At 71.9% G+C, this 15,666-nt stretch carries 13 protein-coding genes and 1 pseudogene; 8 read left to right on the top strand and 6 right to left on the bottom strand.

The genetic code is table 11. The features are described 5' to 3' along the window. The first annotated feature begins 5 nt into the window (after nt 1–5). Both JK359_RS32440 and JK359_RS32435 read left to right on the top strand, forming a co-directional pair. Nucleotides 6–1,046, top strand: coding sequence for an agmatine deiminase family protein (locus JK359_RS32440; RefSeq protein ID WP_201843175.1), 1,041 nt, complete (start codon nt 6–8; stop codon nt 1,044–1,046). A 17-nt stretch (nt 1,047–1,063) separates the two neighbouring features. Further along, on the top strand, nt 1,064–1,675 hold the full coding sequence (locus JK359_RS32435; RefSeq protein ID WP_201843174.1) for a TetR/AcrR family transcriptional regulator: 612 nt from the start codon (nt 1,064–1,066) through the stop codon (nt 1,673–1,675). A gap of 144 nt (nt 1,676–1,819) precedes the next feature. On the opposite strand, the gene JK359_RS32430 is transcribed toward JK359_RS32435, so the two are convergent. Next, a complete protein-coding gene (locus JK359_RS32430) occupies nt 1,820–2,560 on the bottom strand; it encodes an SDR family NAD(P)-dependent oxidoreductase (protein WP_201843173.1) in 741 nt (246 codons plus the stop codon). Nucleotides 2,561–2,715: 155 nt separating this feature from the next. Here JK359_RS32430 and JK359_RS32425 point away from each other — a divergent pair, with 155 nt between their 5' ends. The 3 genes from JK359_RS32425 (at nt 2,716) to JK359_RS32415 (ending at nt 6,373) form a co-directional block, all read left to right on the top strand. After that, nucleotides 2,716–4,038, top strand: a complete 1,323-nt coding sequence (locus JK359_RS32425; protein WP_201843172.1) for an MFS transporter — start codon at nt 2,716–2,718, stop codon at nt 4,036–4,038. 285 nt (nt 4,039–4,323) lie between these two features. Continuing rightward, nucleotides 4,324–5,934, top strand: coding sequence for a citramalate synthase (gene cimA / locus JK359_RS32420; protein ID WP_201843171.1), 1,611 nt, complete (start codon nt 4,324–4,326; stop codon nt 5,932–5,934). Between the two features lie 13 nt (nt 5,935–5,947). Further along, nucleotides 5,948–6,373, top strand: a complete 426-nt coding sequence (locus JK359_RS32415) for a VOC family protein (protein ID WP_201843170.1) — start codon at nt 5,948–5,950, stop codon at nt 6,371–6,373. Between the two features lie 103 nt (nt 6,374–6,476). Here JK359_RS32415 and JK359_RS32410 read toward each other — a convergent pair whose 3' ends face one another. From JK359_RS32410 to JK359_RS39475, 4 genes and pseudogenes are all read right to left on the bottom strand, one after another. Next, nucleotides 6,477–7,079 carry a GOLPH3/VPS74 family protein gene (locus JK359_RS32410; RefSeq protein ID WP_201843169.1) on the bottom strand — a complete coding sequence of 201 codons (603 nt, stop codon included), beginning with the start codon at nt 7,077–7,079 and terminating at the stop codon, nt 6,477–6,479. 130 nt (nt 7,080–7,209) lie between these two features. After that, on the bottom strand, nt 7,210–9,075 hold the full coding sequence (locus JK359_RS32405) for a ricin-type beta-trefoil lectin domain protein (RefSeq protein ID WP_201843168.1): 1,866 nt from the start codon (nt 9,073–9,075) through the stop codon (nt 7,210–7,212). A 368-nt stretch (nt 9,076–9,443) separates the two neighbouring features. After that, a complete protein-coding gene (locus tag JK359_RS32400) occupies nt 9,444–9,683 on the bottom strand; it encodes a hypothetical protein (protein ID WP_201843167.1) in 240 nt (79 codons plus the stop codon). Between the two features lie 253 nt (nt 9,684–9,936). Continuing rightward, nucleotides 9,937–10,189: pseudogene (locus tag JK359_RS39475) on the bottom strand (NAD-dependent protein deacetylase 1); the annotation flags it as partial. Between the two features lie 108 nt (nt 10,190–10,297). On the opposite strand from JK359_RS39475, the gene JK359_RS32395 reads away from it, so the two are divergent. Beyond that, nucleotides 10,298–11,668, top strand: coding sequence for a hypothetical protein (locus tag JK359_RS32395; RefSeq protein ID WP_201843166.1), 1,371 nt, complete (start codon nt 10,298–10,300; stop codon nt 11,666–11,668). 71 nt (nt 11,669–11,739) lie between these two features. Here JK359_RS32395 and JK359_RS32390 read toward each other — a convergent pair whose 3' ends face one another. Continuing rightward, a complete protein-coding gene (locus tag JK359_RS32390; protein ID WP_201843165.1) occupies nt 11,740–12,345 on the bottom strand; it encodes a YceI family protein in 606 nt (201 codons plus the stop codon). Between the two features lie 214 nt (nt 12,346–12,559). Here JK359_RS32390 and JK359_RS32385 point away from each other — a divergent pair, with 214 nt between their 5' ends. Both JK359_RS32385 and JK359_RS32380 read left to right on the top strand, forming a co-directional pair. Next, on the top strand, nt 12,560–13,066 hold the full coding sequence (locus tag JK359_RS32385; protein ID WP_201843164.1) for a hypothetical protein: 507 nt from the start codon (nt 12,560–12,562) through the stop codon (nt 13,064–13,066). A gap of 26 nt (nt 13,067–13,092) precedes the next feature. Then, nucleotides 13,093–15,396, top strand: coding sequence for a polysaccharide lyase 8 family protein (locus tag JK359_RS32380; protein WP_201843163.1), 2,304 nt, complete (start codon nt 13,093–13,095; stop codon nt 15,394–15,396). Nucleotides 15,397–15,666: the final 270 nt, after the last annotated feature.

Raw genomic sequence — 15,666 nt, 5'->3', positions numbered from 1 at the left:
GCGACATGACCACCCCCGTCGCCGACGGCTTCCGGATGCCCGCCGAGTGGACCCCGCACGAGCGGACCTGGATGGCGTGGCCCAGCCCCAACCCCACCTTCGACGACCCGGACGACCTCCGCCGCTCCCGCACGGCCTGGGCGTCGGTGGCCCGCGCCGTCCTGCGCTTCGAGCCGGTGACGGTCGTGTGCGGCCCCGGCCAGTCCGCGGAGGCCCGGACCCTGCTCGGCCCGGGTGTCGAGACCGTCGAGCGCGAGCTGGACGACGCCTGGATGCGGGACATCGGGCCCACCTTCCTGACCGACGGCAAGGGCGGACTGGCCGCCGTCGACTGGACCTTCAACGGCTGGGGCGCCCAGGACTGGGCCCGCTGGGAGCACGACTCCAAGATCGCCGCGTACGTCTCCGACCTCGCGGGCGCGCAGAGCTACAGCAGCGCACTCGTCAACGAGGGCGGCGCGATCCACGTCGACGGCGAGGGCACCGTGCTGCTCACCGAGACCGTGCAGCTCGGCCCCGAGCGCAACCCGCACTGGTCGAAGGCGGAGGTCGAGGCGGAGATCCACGCGCACCTCGGCACGGAGAAGGCGATCTGGCTGCCGCGCGGCCTGACCGGCGACTACCCGCCCTACGGCTTCGGCACCCTCGGCCACGTCGACATCGTGGCCGCCTTCGCCCGCCCGGGTGTCGTGGTCGCCCACCACCAGCCGGACCCGGCGCACCCCGACCACGAGGTCACCAAGGAGGTCATCGGCCTGCTGAAGTCGGCGACCGACGCCCGGGGCCGCAAGCTGGAGGTCGTCGAGGTACCCGCCCCGACCGTGCTGGAGGCCGACGGCCACTGGGCCGACTACTCCTACATCAACCACTACCTCTGCAACGGCGGAGTCGTGCTGTGCGGCTTCGACGACCCGCGCGACGAGATCGCCGCGGGCATCTTCCGCCGCCTGTTCCCCGAGCGGACGGTGACCCTGGTGGATGCACGTACGATCTTTGCGGGTGGGGGCGGCATCCACTGCATCACCCAGCAGCAGCCGAAGGCATGAACATGTAGGAGTCAGTGATGGGCGGTGCGGCACGGGCGCGGAAGAACGCGCCGCCGCGCGAGGAGGTGCTCGCCACCGCCATGGACATGATCGCCGAGCGCGGTCTGGAGAAGCTCACCATGGCGGGGCTCGGCCGTGAGGTCGGGATGAGCAGCGGCCATCTGCTGTACTACTTCCACTCCAAGGACGAACTGCTGCTGCAGACCCTGGAGTGGAGCGAGGGCCGGCTGGGCGCGGAGCGCGCCCGGCTGCTCAACCGGCCGGAACCGGCCCGGGACCGGCTGGCGGCCTACGTCGACCTGTACGTTCCCGACGGCCACCGCGATCCGCACTGGACACTGTGGCTGGAGGTCTGGAACCGGTCGCAGAACGCCGACGAGGAGGCCCGGGTCCGCCAGGCCGCCATCGAGAACGCCTGGCACCGGGACCTTGTCGCGCTGATCGCCGAGGGCGTCTCGCGCGGCGAGTTCCGGCGGGTCGACGCGGACCGCTTCGCGGCGAGGCTACGGGCGCTGCTCGACGGTTTCTCCATCCACGTCGCCATCGGACTGCGCGGCACGGACCGGGAGCAAGTGCTCGCGCACGTGCGGGAGTTCATCGCGGACGCATTGCTCGGCGGAGGCGGCTGAACGCCGCCGGCCACGCGGTGCGTGCGCCCCTTCGGGGGCTGCCCGCTGCGTGTGGCGTGCTGGTCCGTCGTGGCCTGCCGCGCAGCTCCCCGCGCCCCTCCGGGGGCGCCCGTCCCCGGGCCGGTTCGTCAGTGCCGCCCGGTGTCAGGTGGTGTAGCCGCCGTCCACGGCCAGGGCCGTGCCGGTGACGTAACGGCCGCCCGGGCCCGCCAGGTAGGCCACCGCGGCGGCGACGTCCTCGGCCTCGCCGTAGCGGCCCAGGGCCGTGAGGGAGCGCTGGAAGGCGGCGGTCTCGCCGTCGGCCGGGTTCATGTCCGTGTCGATCGGGCCCGGGTCCACGACGGTCGCCGTGATGCCGCGCGGGCCCAGCTCGCGGGCGAGCCCCTTGGTCAGTCCGACGAGTGCGGACTTGGCCATCGCCTGGAGGACGAAGCCGCCTGCGGGCACGCGCCCGTTGAAGCACGACCCGATGCTGATGATCCGCCCGCCGTCGCCCATGTGCCGGGCCGCGGCCCGGGCGGCCAGGAACACCGACCGCACGTCCACGGCGAGCGCCCGGTCCAGATCCTCGGCGGACACCTCGTCCAGCGGCCCGTACGCGAGGAAGCCCGCGTTGTTCACCAGGACGTCGATGCCGCCCAGCTCCCGCACCGTCCGCTCCACGGCCCCGGCCGCGTCGTCCGGCCGGGTCAGGTCGGCCCGGACGGCCACGGCCCGGCCGCCGTCCGCCTCGATCCGCTCGGCGACCTCGCGCGCCCGGCCCTCGGCCCGGACGTAGGTCAGCGCGACCGCCGCCCCCTCGCCGGCCAGCCGCGTCGCGATCGCCGCGCCGATCCCACGGCTGCCGCCGGTCACCAGTGCCACCTTGCCGGTCAGTTCACCCATCGTCGGTTCCCTCGCAAACGGTTCGGTTCTCGTCCGCCGCCACGCTAGGAGTTGACACCGGTGTCAGGTTCAAGTCCGCCACCCCGTGCGGAGCTTGGGCCGCACGGGAACCACGGATGAGGAGTCGTTCCCTCCGTCATGGGCAGGAACGGCCCATGGGACGACAACACTGGAAGAAGATCTGGGTCGGCTCGGCGGGCAACATGGTCGAGTGGTTCGACTGGTTCGTGTACGCGAGCTTCGCCACCTACTTCGCCGGCGCGTTCTTCCCGAAGGGCAACCCCACCGCCCAGCTGATGAACACCGCCGGCATCTTCGCCGTCGGCTTCTTCATGCGCCCCGTGGGCGGCTGGCTGCTGGGCCGGGTCGGGGACCGCAAGGGCCGCAAGGCGGCGCTCACCCTGACCGTGACGCTCATGTCGGCGTCGGCGGTCCTCATCGCCGCGGCGCCCACGTACGCGGTCGCCGGCTACGGCGGCGCGTTCGTCCTGCTGGTCGCCCGCCTGCTCCAGGGCCTGTCGGTGGGCGGCGAGTACGCGGCCAGCGCCACCTATCTGACCGAGGCCTCGGACCCGCGCAGACGCGGCTTCGCCTCCAGCTTCCAGTACGTGTCCATGACCGCCGGCCAGATCGTCGGCCTCGGCCTGCTGATCGTCCTGCAGCGCACCATGTCCGACGACGCCCTGCGCAGCTACGGGTGGCGCATCCCGTTCGTCGTCGGCGCGCTCGGGGCCGCCGTCATCTTCTACCTGCGCCGGAACATGCTGGAGACCGAGGTGTACGAGGAGGACACCTCACACTCCGCGGAGCGCGGCACCCTGCGCGCCCTGTGGCGGCACCGCCGGGAGGCGTTCCTGGTCGTCGCCCTCACCATGGGCGGCACGGTGGCCTACTACACGTACACGACGTACCTGACGAAGTACCTCTCCAACTCGGCCGGGCTGTCCAAGGAGACGGCGACCCTGGTCTCCTTCACCGCGCTGATCGTCTTCGCCTGTCTCCAGCCGCTCGCCGGCCGCCTGTCCGACCGCATCGGCCGCCGCCCGCTGCTCATCACCTTCGCGGTCGGCTCCACCCTCCTCACCGTGCCGGTCATGACCCTGCTGGGCCACGTGGACGGCTACTGGCCCGCCCTCGGTCTCGCCCTGCTCGCCCTAGTCGTGGTCACCGGCTACACCTCCATCAACGCCTGCGTGAAGGCCGAGCTGTTCCCGACCGGGGTGCGCGCACTCGGCGTGGCCCTGCCCTACGCCCTCGCCAACGCCCTCTTCGGCGGCACCGCCGAGTACGTCGCCCTGTGGTTCAAGGACGCCGGCATCGAGTCGGGCTTCTACTGGTACGTGGCGGGGTGTGCCGCCGTGTCCCTGGTGGTGTACGCCGGCATGCGCGAGACCAAGGACCTGGACCTGGGCCGGGTACGGGCCGGCCGGGGAACCGGAGGGGGATCGGAGGAGTCCAGCCTGACGCCCGCATCCTGAGACGGACGAGGAGCCGGGGGCCGGGTTGTGCCACACTTCCCCCGTGCTCTCGTTCGCCATGATTATTGGCAGCAGGCGCGCCGGTCCGCAGTGACCACCTCGTACGACCAGGTGCGGGTGGCCACCGTCGTCCTCGACCCGCGCGCAGACCTCTCGCACCCGCGAGGGGTTTTTTCGTTTTCCGGCCCACCCGCAGCCGGCAGCGGAGCGCGAGGGACCATGGAGGAACGGTGGAGCCGGTCAATCCGGTAAAGACCGAAGATCCACAACAGGAGCCTTGAGACCATGACCGAGACGGCAACCAGCGAGCTCGACGACTCGTTCCACGTCTTCGACACGACGCTGCGGGACGGCGCGCAGCGCGAGGGCATCAACCTCACCGTCGCGGACAAGCTCGCCATCGCACGGCACCTGGACGACTTCGGCGTGGGCTTCATCGAGGGCGGCTGGCCCGGCGCGAACCCCCGGGACACCGAGTTCTTCGCCCGCGCGCAGGCCGAGATCGAGTTCAAGCACGCCCAGCTGGTCGCCTTCGGCGCCACTCGCCGCGCCCATGCGAAAGCCGCCGAGGATCCGCAGGTCAGGGCCCTGGTGGAGTCCGGCGCCCCGGTGATCACCCTGGTCGCCAAGTCACACGACCGGCACGTGGAGCTGGCGCTGCGCACCACCCTGGACGAGAACCTGGAGATGGTCCGCGACACCGTGTCGTACCTGAAGGAACAGGGCCGCCGGGTCTTCGTGGACTGCGAGCACTTCTTCGACGGCTACCGCGCCGATCCGGAGTACGCCAAGGCCGTCGTCCGTACGGCGGCGGAGGCCGGCGCCGACGTCGTCATCCTCTGCGACACCAACGGCGGCATGCTGCCCGCCCAGGTCCACGCGGTCGTCTCCACCGTCCTCGCCGACACCGGCGCCCGGCTCGGCATCCACGCCCAGGACGACACCGGCTGCGCGGTCGCCAACACGCTGGCCGCCGTCGACGCCGGCGCGACCCACGTGCAGTGCACGGCCAACGGCTACGGCGAGCGCGTCGGCAACGCCAACCTGTTCCCGGTCGTCGCGGCCCTGGAGCTGAAGTACGGCAAGAAGGTCCTGCCCGACGGCAAGCTGCGCGAGATGACCCGGATCTCGCACGCCATCGCCGAGGTCGTCAACCTCACCCCCTCCACGCACCAGCCGTACGTGGGCGTGTCCGCCTTCGCGCACAAGGCCGGCCTGCACGCCTCCGCGATCAAGGTCGACCCGGACCTGTACCAGCACATCGCCCCCGAGCTGGTCGGCAACACCATGCGCATGCTGGTCTCCGACATGGCGGGCCGCGCCTCGGTCGAGCTGAAGGGCAAGGAACTCGGCATCGACCTGGGCGGCGACCGCGAGGTGGTCGGCCGGGTGGTCGAGCGGGTCAAGGAGCGGGAGCTGCAGGGCTACACGTACGAGGCCGCCGACGCCTCCTTCGAGCTGCTGCTGCGCGCCGAGGTCGAGGGCGGGCCGCTGAAGTACTTCGAGGTCGAGTCCTGGCGGGCCATCGTCGAGGACCGGCCCGACGGCACCCACGCCAACGAGGCCACGGTCAAGCTGTGGGCCAAGAGCGAGCGGATCGTCGCCACCGCGGAGGGCAACGGCCCGGTCAACGCCCTGGACCGCGCGCTGCGCGTGGCACTGGAGAAGATCTACCCGCAGCTCGCCCAGCTGGACCTCGTCGACTACAAGGTCCGCATCCTAGAGGGCAAGCACGGCACCCAGTCCACCACCCGGGTGCTCATCTCCACCTCCGACGGCAAGGGCGAGTGGTCCACGGTCGGCGTGGCCGAGAACGTCATCGCCGCCTCCTGGCAGGCCCTGGAGGACGCGTACACGTACGGCCTCCTCCGCGCGGGCGTGGAGCCGGCCCGGTAGTCACAGTGGAGGCATGACCTCACACGCGAGTGATGTGCTGGCCGGGGCCCGCGTGGCGACCCGGCTGCCCGCGCGGGACCTGGACCGGGCCCGGCGCTTCTACGCCGAGAAGCTCGGCCTGTACCCGGCGGACGAGCGGCCCGGCGGGCTGCTGTACCGGTGCGCGGGCGTCGACTTCGTCGTGTTCCGCTCGACGGGGGCCTCGCCCGGCACCTTCACCCAGATGGCCTTCGAGGTGGACGACATCCAGGCGGCCGTGACGGAGCTGCGCCGCCGGGGCGTCGTCTTCGAGGAGGTCGCCGTGCCCGGCTTCCGCACCCGGGACGGCATCGCCGAGATCGAGGGCAACTACCCGAGCAAGGGTGCGCGCGGGGAGTGGGGCGCGTGGTTCCGGGACAGCGAGGGGAACCTGCTGGGCATCGGCCAGCTGATCCTGTGACACGCGGCCCGCCCGGTCCCCCCCGGCCGCTCTCGGCGGGGCTCAGCCCGTGCCGTGCGGCTCGCCCGGTCCTCCGCGGCTCGAGGCGCCCGCCGGTCCCGGTTCAGGGCGCCCGCCAGATGTTGTCGAAGGCGACGTTCTCGATCCGGCGCCGCTCGCGGACCGCCTCCAGCTCGGTCACCGCGTCGCCGACCGCCACCAGCACGGTGACGACCTGCTCGTCGTCGGGCTCGGGCGCGGCCGGGCGGTCGTCCGGGATGCCCAGGGTGGAGGCGAGGCCCGCCAGGACGGACTCGTGGGACCACCAGCGGTCGGCCGCGTGCCGGCGGGCCGGGGTGTCGGCGGCCGGGTCGTCCCGGTCGCGCAGCGCGAACCAGCGCCGGCGCTGCCCGGTGAGCTGCCCGTCGGACTCCAGGACGTCCCGGTAGGCCGTGGCCAGCCCCTGCCCGCGCCGCCACAGCCAGTCCTCGACCGTCTCGTAGGGCTCCGTGCGGACCAGCGCCGCGTCCGCCTCGTCCAGCAGCCGGTCACCCGTGGTCAGGACCGGCCCCGGCACGATCCGCCCGTCCTCCACGGTGAGTGCCCGGGCGCCGAGGAGATCGATCAGCTCGGCCCCGGCCAGCGCCAGCGACAGGTCCCCCTGCTCGACGGGCTGCTGGCGGGGGATGTCCAGGCTGACGAGGAACAGGTCCTGCGGTGTCGTCATGAGGACTCCAGGGTCGCCGGGGCCGGGAACGGCCGTTCCTCCTCATCGTCCCCCAGCCGCTGGGCGGCGGCATCCCGCCGACGGACCCCGCCACCCGGCCCCTGTGCGTCGCGCGCTCCGGCGCCGCGCCCTACCGCAGGGTCCACTTCTGGTTGGCGGCCCCCGTGCACGACCAGATCTGGGCCCGGGCCCCGTTCGCCGGCGAATTGGCCGTGACGTCCAGGCACTTGTCCGCCGCCGTGTTCACCACGTCGCCCGTGGCCGCGTTGTACGACCACCGTTGGGCACCGGTTCCGTTGCAGTCGTACAGCTGGACCTTGGCCCCGTCCGCCGTGGAACCGGACGTCACGTCCAGGCACTTGCCGAGCGCCCGGACCGAGCCGTCGGCCTGGACGGTCCACTGCTGGGCCGTGGAGCCGTTGCAGTCGTAGAGCTGCACCGCCGTACCGTTCACGCTCGAACCGCCCGCGACGTCCAGGCACTTGCCGGCCAGTCCCACGAAGGCACCGGTGCTGCCGCCACCGCCGGACTGCGTGCCGGACCAGGTGAAGGTGGCCGACGTCCTGCCGGGCAGCGAGTAGGTGGCGTGCTGCCCACCCCAGTCGACGGTCAGCGTCTTCGCCGCGGAGGAGCCGTTGTAGGCGATCAGGGCCTTGCTGCCGTCCGGGTTGCGCCAGGCCACGTTCGGTACTGCGGCGGACTCCGTCGAGGCGATCCGCTGGGCGCCCGGGCGGACGAACTTGGTGAGGTGACCCATCGTGTAGTACTCGACGGTGTAGTCGACGGTCCCGCTCGCGCCGTCCCCGTCGTGCACGGTGATCAGGCCGGTGCAGGTGCCGCAGCCGCCGTTGTGCGGGCCCTTGTTCTGGTCCACGGCCAGCGACCACTTGGTGACCGACTTCGCCCAGTTGCGGGTGTAGTCGATGATGTTGGACATGTCCTCGCGCTGCTGGTCGGCGATCCAGGTGCCGCCGGAGTGCTCGGTGCCGAAGGCGTCCAGCGCCGGGTACCGGTTGTGCACGGCGGTCTGCCTGGCGATGTCACCGCCGTAGCCGTGCCAGGCGATCCCGCCGAAGTTGGGGTGGTTGCGGACGGCCGCGTCGTCCACCGTCTGCGCGGCGTAGGAGTCGTAGACGTCCCAGTTCCAGTCGTGCGCCAGCACTTTGGTGGTGAGGCCCGCCGACTGGAGCCTGGGCAGCAGTTCGTTCCTGGTGAAGTAGGCGAGGCCACTCGCGTTCCAGCTCATCGACGGGTAGCCGGAACAGCACGTCGGCTCGTTCTGCGCGGTGACGTACGAGACGTCGACGCCCTGGTCCTTGTACGCCTGGAGGTACTTCACGAAGTACGCGGCGTACGCCCCGTAGTCCTCGGCCTTCAGCCAGCCGCCGTTGAGCGAGCCGCTGTCCTTCATCCAGGCCGGTGCCGTCCACGGCGAGGCCATGACGGTCAGGGACGGGTTCAGCCGCAGCGCCTGCCTGGTCAGCGGGACGACGTCCGCCAGGTCGTGCGCGATGGAGAACCCGGCCAGGGACGGGTCGCTCTGGCCGGCCGGCACGTCGTCGTACGTGTAGCCGTAGCGCGCGAGGTCGGAGGCGCCCATCGGGTTGCGCAGGAACGACAGGCCGATGCCGTCCGTCGGCGAGAACAGCTTGCGCATGGTCGCGTCCCGGGTCGCCTGAGACAGCGCGCCGCTGCTGTTCATCAGCCAGGCCGCGGTGTCCGTGAAGGAGGCGCCGCCGCCGGTGAAGGTCTGGTACCGGGTGTTCTCGTCCACGGTGATGTTCTCGCCGGCACCCCCCGTCCCGGACTGGAAGGAGAACGGCGTCTGCGCCTGGAGGCCGCGTACGACGTGCCGTCCTGCGGAGTCGTCGGTGGTGGTGAGATAGGCGGTGACCTGCTCACCGGCCGCCTGCGCGGGGGGTGCGGCCACGCCGGCGCCGGCGGCGGAGAGCAGTCCGGCCAGCAGCAGCCGGACGGCGCGGGGGGTTCTCCTCATGGTGCGTGCCCTTCCTCTCGGGTCGGCAGAGCTGACGGGACGTCTTGGCGGCTGTGCGCCCTAGTTAACTCACGCTGTGATCTAAGTCATGAGTGAACCATGAGAGTTGAGCAAGGTCCATGCCGGGAACCGCCCTGCTGCCACCCTGATGCGAACCCGGGGTTCGTGGCGCAAAGTCGAGGCCCCGTCCGGCAAATGCCGGACGGGGCCTGGTGTTTGACGTTGCGGATGGACAGGGCGGTCAGGGAGAGGGGTCCTGTCCCTGTTCCTGACCGCCCTGGGAAGGGTGTCTGCTTCTCATGCGCGGTCGTGCAGTGGTGCGGTCGCGGTCGTGTGATTCGCGGGCGGGAACTGCCCTCGGTTGTGCGTCAGTTGCAGAAGTTGAGGATGGGCAGGAGTCCGTTTCCGCACTGGAAGTCCTCTCCGCCCCCGCCGCCGTGGGCGAGGGCCGGGGCGGCCTTGGTGGCGACGTGTGCGGCGGGTGCCGCGGCCACGGCGGACGTGGCAGTCGCCAGCCCCGCCGCACAGACGATGCCTACGGTGGCGGTCACCGCGAACGCTCGCGGAATCCGGACAACGGCCTTCTTGAGCTGAGGTGTAGTGTTCATGGACTCACCATGCACACCCACGCGATCAGTTGCCCGCCGAGCGCATCCGGGCGGGTGAGCCACCCTCATGGGGCCGGATCGGACGGCGCTTTCCGGGGATGCACCGGCCTCGACCGGCCGCGACGCCCAGCACATCGCAACGCGGCGCATCGTCCGGTCGCCTTCACTCGTGACGGCCCGTCATGCGAACGGGGGTGCCGCCTCGGCTCGTTGGGTCACCGGGCGCGACAGCCAGGGCCCCCTCCCGCAGAATTCACTCCGCTGAGCCCGCCGTGTGGCCGTCGAAGGGGATGCCCAGCCGGCCGCCCACGGGCGTGAGAGCCGTGCCCGGCGGGAGCGCGACCCGTGTCAGGGCGTGCCGGTCGCCCCGGGGCGGGTCCCGGCCGGCGATCAGCACGGGCTTCCCGGCCCGGGCGGCCCGGAACGTGCGGTTCGAGGATGCCGCCGCGAACCGCGCAGGGCACCACGCGGAAGTCTCCGGCCTGTCCGCCGGCGAGGCCGGCGTCGTACTTGTGTACCGAGGAGCGATGGTGCGCCCACAGGCCTGCCGGGCGGCCTGACCTTCAGCGCCGATTTCCTGACCGGTTTGGGGTGGCTTCGGGTAGTTTCGAGGTATGAAGGCCGTTCCGCGGACCCGAAGCCTCCCCCCACTGCTGGCCCTCCTGACCCTGATGCTGGCGAGCGTGTTCGCGCTCACGCCCGGGGCCAGGGCGGACACCGGCGTCTCCACGATCGCGGAGGCCCTGCGCAAGGGCCCGGTCTACGTCGACCCGGCGGCCCGCGACCAGCTGTCCGCGGCAGACGCCGACACACTCGCCGAACGGATCAAGGACGCCGGCAAACCCCTGTTCATCACGGTCCTCCCGGCCGGCTACCCCACGACGAACCTCTTCGCGAACCTGCGCTCCGCCACCGGTGTCACCGGCCTGTACGGCATCCGCCTGGGCGACCGCTTCGACGCCCGCGCCGACTCCTCCGTCATGTCGGCCGCGGCCCGGCGGAACCTGGTCACCAGCGTCCAGGGCGAGGACGCCAAGGCCCAGCTGACCGACTTCACCGACCGTGCCCTGGCCAACATGGGCGGGCACGCCCCGAAGAGCTGGGGCGGCCCGGCCGGTGACGGCGGCGGAACCTCCACCACCGCGCTCGTCACGGCGGGCGTGGTGCTGGTGGCCGCCGGCGCCGGCGGATACGCACTGGTCCGCCGGCGCCGCCGACGCCGTGAGCAGGAGCAGCGGGCCGCGCTGGACCGGCTGCGGGTGGTCGTGGACGAGGACGTCACCGCGTTCGGCGAGGAACTCGACCGCCTCGACTTCCACCCCTCGGAAGCAGGCGTCGACGACGCCATGCGCGCCGACTACGAGCGCGCCCTGGACGCCTACGACTCCGCCAAACAGCGCATGGCCGCGGCGGCGAGACCGGAGGACGTCCGAGGGGTCACCGAGGCGCTGGAGGACGGCCGCTTCTCCCTGGCCCAGCTCGCCGCCCGGCGCGAACACCGCCCCCTGCCTGAGCGCCGCCCGCCCTGCTTCTTCGACCCCCGGCACGGACCCTCGGTCACCGACGCCACCTGGACCCCGCCCGGCGGAGCCCCGCGCCAGGTCCCGGTCTGCGCGGCCGACGCCACCCGGCTGGCCGACGGCCGCGACCCGGTGATCCGCGAGGTCGACACGGAGTACGGCCGCCGCCCCTACTGGGACGCGGGTCCCGCCTACGGCCCCTGGGCCGGCGGCTACTTCGGCGGCGGCCTGCTGCCCGGCCTCCTCGTCGGCACGCTGCTGGGCGGCATGATGGCCACCCCGTCCTACGCGGCCGACTACGGCACCGGGTACGGCGACTTCGGCGACTACGGCTCCGGCGGCTACGAGGGCGGCGACGTCTCCGGCACCGACTTCGACCCCGGCGACTTCGGCGGAGGCTTCGGCGACGGCGGTGGCTTCGGCGGGGGAGACGGCGGGGGCGGCGACTTCGGCGGGGGCTTCTGATCCGTGCCGCCCCCGCGGACGAGTGGGGGGTGGAGGAGCGGCACCCGGGCAAGCCCGTGCGGTGCGAGTTCTCACGCGTTCTTGATCGCCGAGATGTCGAAGACCAGCTTGATCTTGTCGGAGATCAGCACGCCGCCCGTCTCCAGGGCCGCGTTCCAGGTCAGGCCCCACTCGGAACGCAGGATCTCGGCCTTGCCCTCGAAGCCGACGCGGTCGTTGCCGAACGGGTCCTTCGCGGCGCCGTTGAACTCCAGGTGGATGGTGAGCGGCCGGGTGACGCCGAGCAGGGAGAGGTCGCCGGTGATGCGGTAGTCGTCGCCGCCCAGGGCCTCGGCCTTGGTGGAGCGGAACGTCATCGCCGGGAACTCGTCGATCTTGAAGAAGTCGGCCGACTTCAGGTGGCCGTCCCGGTCGGCGTTGCCGGTGTCGATGCTCGCCATCCGGACGTCGATCTCGGCGGTCGACTTGGCGGCGTCGGCGCCGTCCAGGTGCAGCGTCCCGGTGAAGTCCTGGAAGTTGCCCTTCACGTTGGTGACCATGGCGTGCCGGGCGACGAAGCCGATCGTGGTGTGGGACGGGTCGATCGTGTAGTCGCCGCTCAGTGCGGTCAGGTCGGGGCCGGCGGCGGCCGGGGTGGCGGTGGCGGGGGTGGTGACCTTGCGGCTGAAGATGCCCATGACGTGCTCCTAGTTGAACGTTTAACGAACCAGCACCTCCGACGGTAGACCCATTCCGTTCAATTTTCAACATCATCCGGTGCGTGCCTTCACCGTCACACAGGGTCAGTGGGCCGGCCCTCTGGCGGACCGGGCGGCGCCTCGGGCACCATCTGCCTGCACCACCTGCACAGCCGACCCACGAAGCAGCCCGGCCCACCGCAGGAAGGTCCCCATGAAGCCCCTGAAGGTCCGCACCCTTCTGACCGCTCTCGCCCTTGTCGTCGCGCCCGGCGTCGCCGTCGTCGGCACCGCGGGCGACGCCTTCGCCGTCTCCAAGATCAGCCACGCCACCGCCACCCAGATGTTCCGCAACGTCGGCATCACCTGGTCGTCCTCGGGCAACTGCTCCGACCGCAACAACCCCACCTGCACGTCCTTCGAGCAGCTCAACCTCGCCACGGCCCAGGGCGCCCAGACCCTCAAGGGAGCCAGCGGCTGCGCCCTGAACATCACCGGCGGCACCGAGACGGGCCATGCCTCGGGCACCTACTCGCACTGGAACGGCTACAAGCTCGACTACGGCAAGAACACCTGCGTCACCTCGTACGTCAAGAACAACTTCACCTACATCGGCCTGCGCGGCGACGGAGCCCCGCAGTACCGGTCCGGCTCCGGCAACGTCTACGCCGACGAGGGCTCCCACTGGGACGTCCTGTACTACAACTGCGGCGGCTGCTGAGCCGGCGGGAGGGCGGTGACCGGCCCATGGGCATGACCCGGCGCGCGCTGCTGCTGGCCGCCGCCCTCGCCACGACCCCGGCGCCCGGAGCACGGGCGGCCGACGACCCGTACGACGCCCTGCGCCGCCGCTGGCTCGGCATCGCGCTGGGTGCCGGGTACGACCCGGCCGCCGAACCGTACGCCTCACGGCTCGCCGAACTCGGCACGGACGCACGTCACTTCCAGGCCACCATGGCCCCCGCCCCCACCTCCCTCTGGCCCGGACACCCCTTCGACCCGCCGTCCGGCATCACCTTCAGCTACGGCCGTCTGTGGACCATGGCCCAGGCCTACGTGCAGAGCGGTACGGGCGCCACCGGTGACCCCGGACTCCTCGCCGGCCTCCTCCGCGGCCTCGACCACCTCGCCGCCACCGTCTACCACCCCGCCACCGTCCCCTACGGCAACTGGTGGGAATGGCGGATCGGCAGCCCCCGCCTGCTCACGGACATCACGGCCGCCCTGTACGACCACCTCGGCGCGGCCCGCGTCGCGGCGGTCTGCACGGCCGTCGACCACTTCATCCCGGACGCGCTGCTCACCGACTACTCCGGCACCTCCACCGGCGCCAACCGCGTCGACCTGTGCCGCTCGGTCGCCCTGCGCGGCATCCTGGGGCGCGACCCCGGCCGGATCTCCCTGGCCCGGGACGCCCTCTCGCCGGTCTTCCCGTACGTCACCCGGGGCGACGGCCTCTACGCCGACGGCTCCTTCGTCCAGCACCTCTGGGTCGCCTACTCCGGCACCTACGGCCAGGTCCTGCTCGACGGTCTCGGGCGGCTGTTCGCGCTGCTCGCCGGTTCCGCGTGGGAGGTGGAGGACCCGGCCCGGCAGAACGTCCTGGACGGCGTCGAGCACGCCTACGCGCCCCTGATCCACGACGGACTGGTGATGGACTGCGTCAACGGCCGTGCCATCAGCCGGGGACTCCTGTGGGCGGACGACCTGCGGATCGTGCGCAGCGACCACTACCACGGGCACGCCCTCATCGCGGCCATCGCCCTCCTCGCGGCCGGCGCGAGCGAGCCGGAGCGAGACCGCTGGCACGGCCGCATCAAGGGGTGGATCGAACGGGACACGACCGTACCGGTGTTGACGTCGCGGCAGTTCGGGGTGGCCGACCTCGCGCGGCTGCACGCCATCGCCGCCTCACCCGGGGCCGCGACCCCGGAACCCCTCGGTCACCGTCTCTTCCCTGCCATGGACCGCGCCGTCCACCGCACCCCCCGCTTCACCGCCGCCCTCGCCATGGCCGGCGACCGCATCGCCCACTACGAATGCGGCAACGGCGAGAACCCGCGCGGCTGGCACACCGGCTCCGGCATGCTCTCCTGGTGGCCGAAAGGCCGCGGCGACCAGTACACGGACTGGTACTGGCCCACCGTCGACTGGTACCGGCTGCCCGGCACCACCGTCTCGACCCGGCGGCTCGCCGACCGGGCCGGCGGCGAGTGGGGCGCCCCCAAGCCGGACGTCCGCTGGGTCGGCGGCACCAGCGACGGCACCTACGCGGCCGTCGGCCAGCACCTCAGGGGGCTCGGTTCCACGCTGGAGGCCCGCAAGTCCTGGTTCTTCCTCGCCGACGCGATCGTCTGCCTCGGCGCCGGGATCAGCTGCGCCGACGGCGTCCCGGTCGAGACGATCGTGGACAACCGCAACCTGGGCGAGAACGGCACCCAGACCTTCGTGCGCGGCGGTAACTGGGCGCACCTGGCGGAGCACGGCGGCTGGGTGCTGCCGTGCGGCGGCGAGCTGCACACCCTGTGCGAGGACCGCACCGGCGCCTGGGCCGACATCAACACCGGCGGCACCACCGAGCGGCGCACCCGGCGCTGGAGGACCCTCTGGCTCGACCACGGCACCGACCCGGTGGCCGCCCGCTACGTCTACGTCCTGCTGCCCGGCGCCACCCGCGCCGAGACCGCCGCCCGGGCCGCCGACCGGGACTGGCTGTCCGTCCTCGCCGACGACACCGCCCGCCAGGCAGTCGCCGTACCCCGCCTCGGCCTCGTCGGAGCCACCTTCTGGCGGGCCGGTACGGTGGGGGACCTCACCGTGTCCGCCGCCGCGAGCGTGCTCCTCGTCCGCCGGGGCCGTACGGTCACCCTCTGCGTGAGCGAGCCGCCCCGCACCGGAGCCCCGCTGGAACTGGTCTGGAACCGGCCGGTGCGCGCGGTCCGCCGGGTCGACGACAGCATCGAGGTCCTGTCGGCCGACCGCCGTTTGAGGGTCCGTGTCACTCCGGGGATGGCATGCGCCACACACGAATGTGAGGTGGCTCTCAGGTGACCTCTTTGTGGCACACCTACAACGACCCGGCCGTCTGAGCAGTCGGAACGGCTGCATGCGGGGATGGTTCTGTTCACTGGTACCAGGAAAACGGGCCGGAGACTGTACAGAGTCGACGGCTCGCATTCCTTCGGGTCCTTCGTAAGGTCGCTACATGACCGTTTTGGAAGAGACGACGGGTGAGCCGACCGGTGAGCCGACGGACGCGCGCGGACGGGTCGCCGAGCTGCACGAGATTCGTGCCCGGGCCGTGGCGGGCCCCAGCGAGAA

Origin of the sequence: Streptomyces actinomycinicus (genome assembly GCF_016741775.1) — a bacterium.
In the GTDB taxonomy this organism is placed as follows: Bacteria; Actinomycetota; Actinomycetes; order Streptomycetales; family Streptomycetaceae; genus Streptomyces; species Streptomyces actinomycinicus.
The sequence above is the reverse complement of the archived record's forward strand: the minus strand, read 5'-3'. Positions and strand labels throughout refer to the sequence as shown.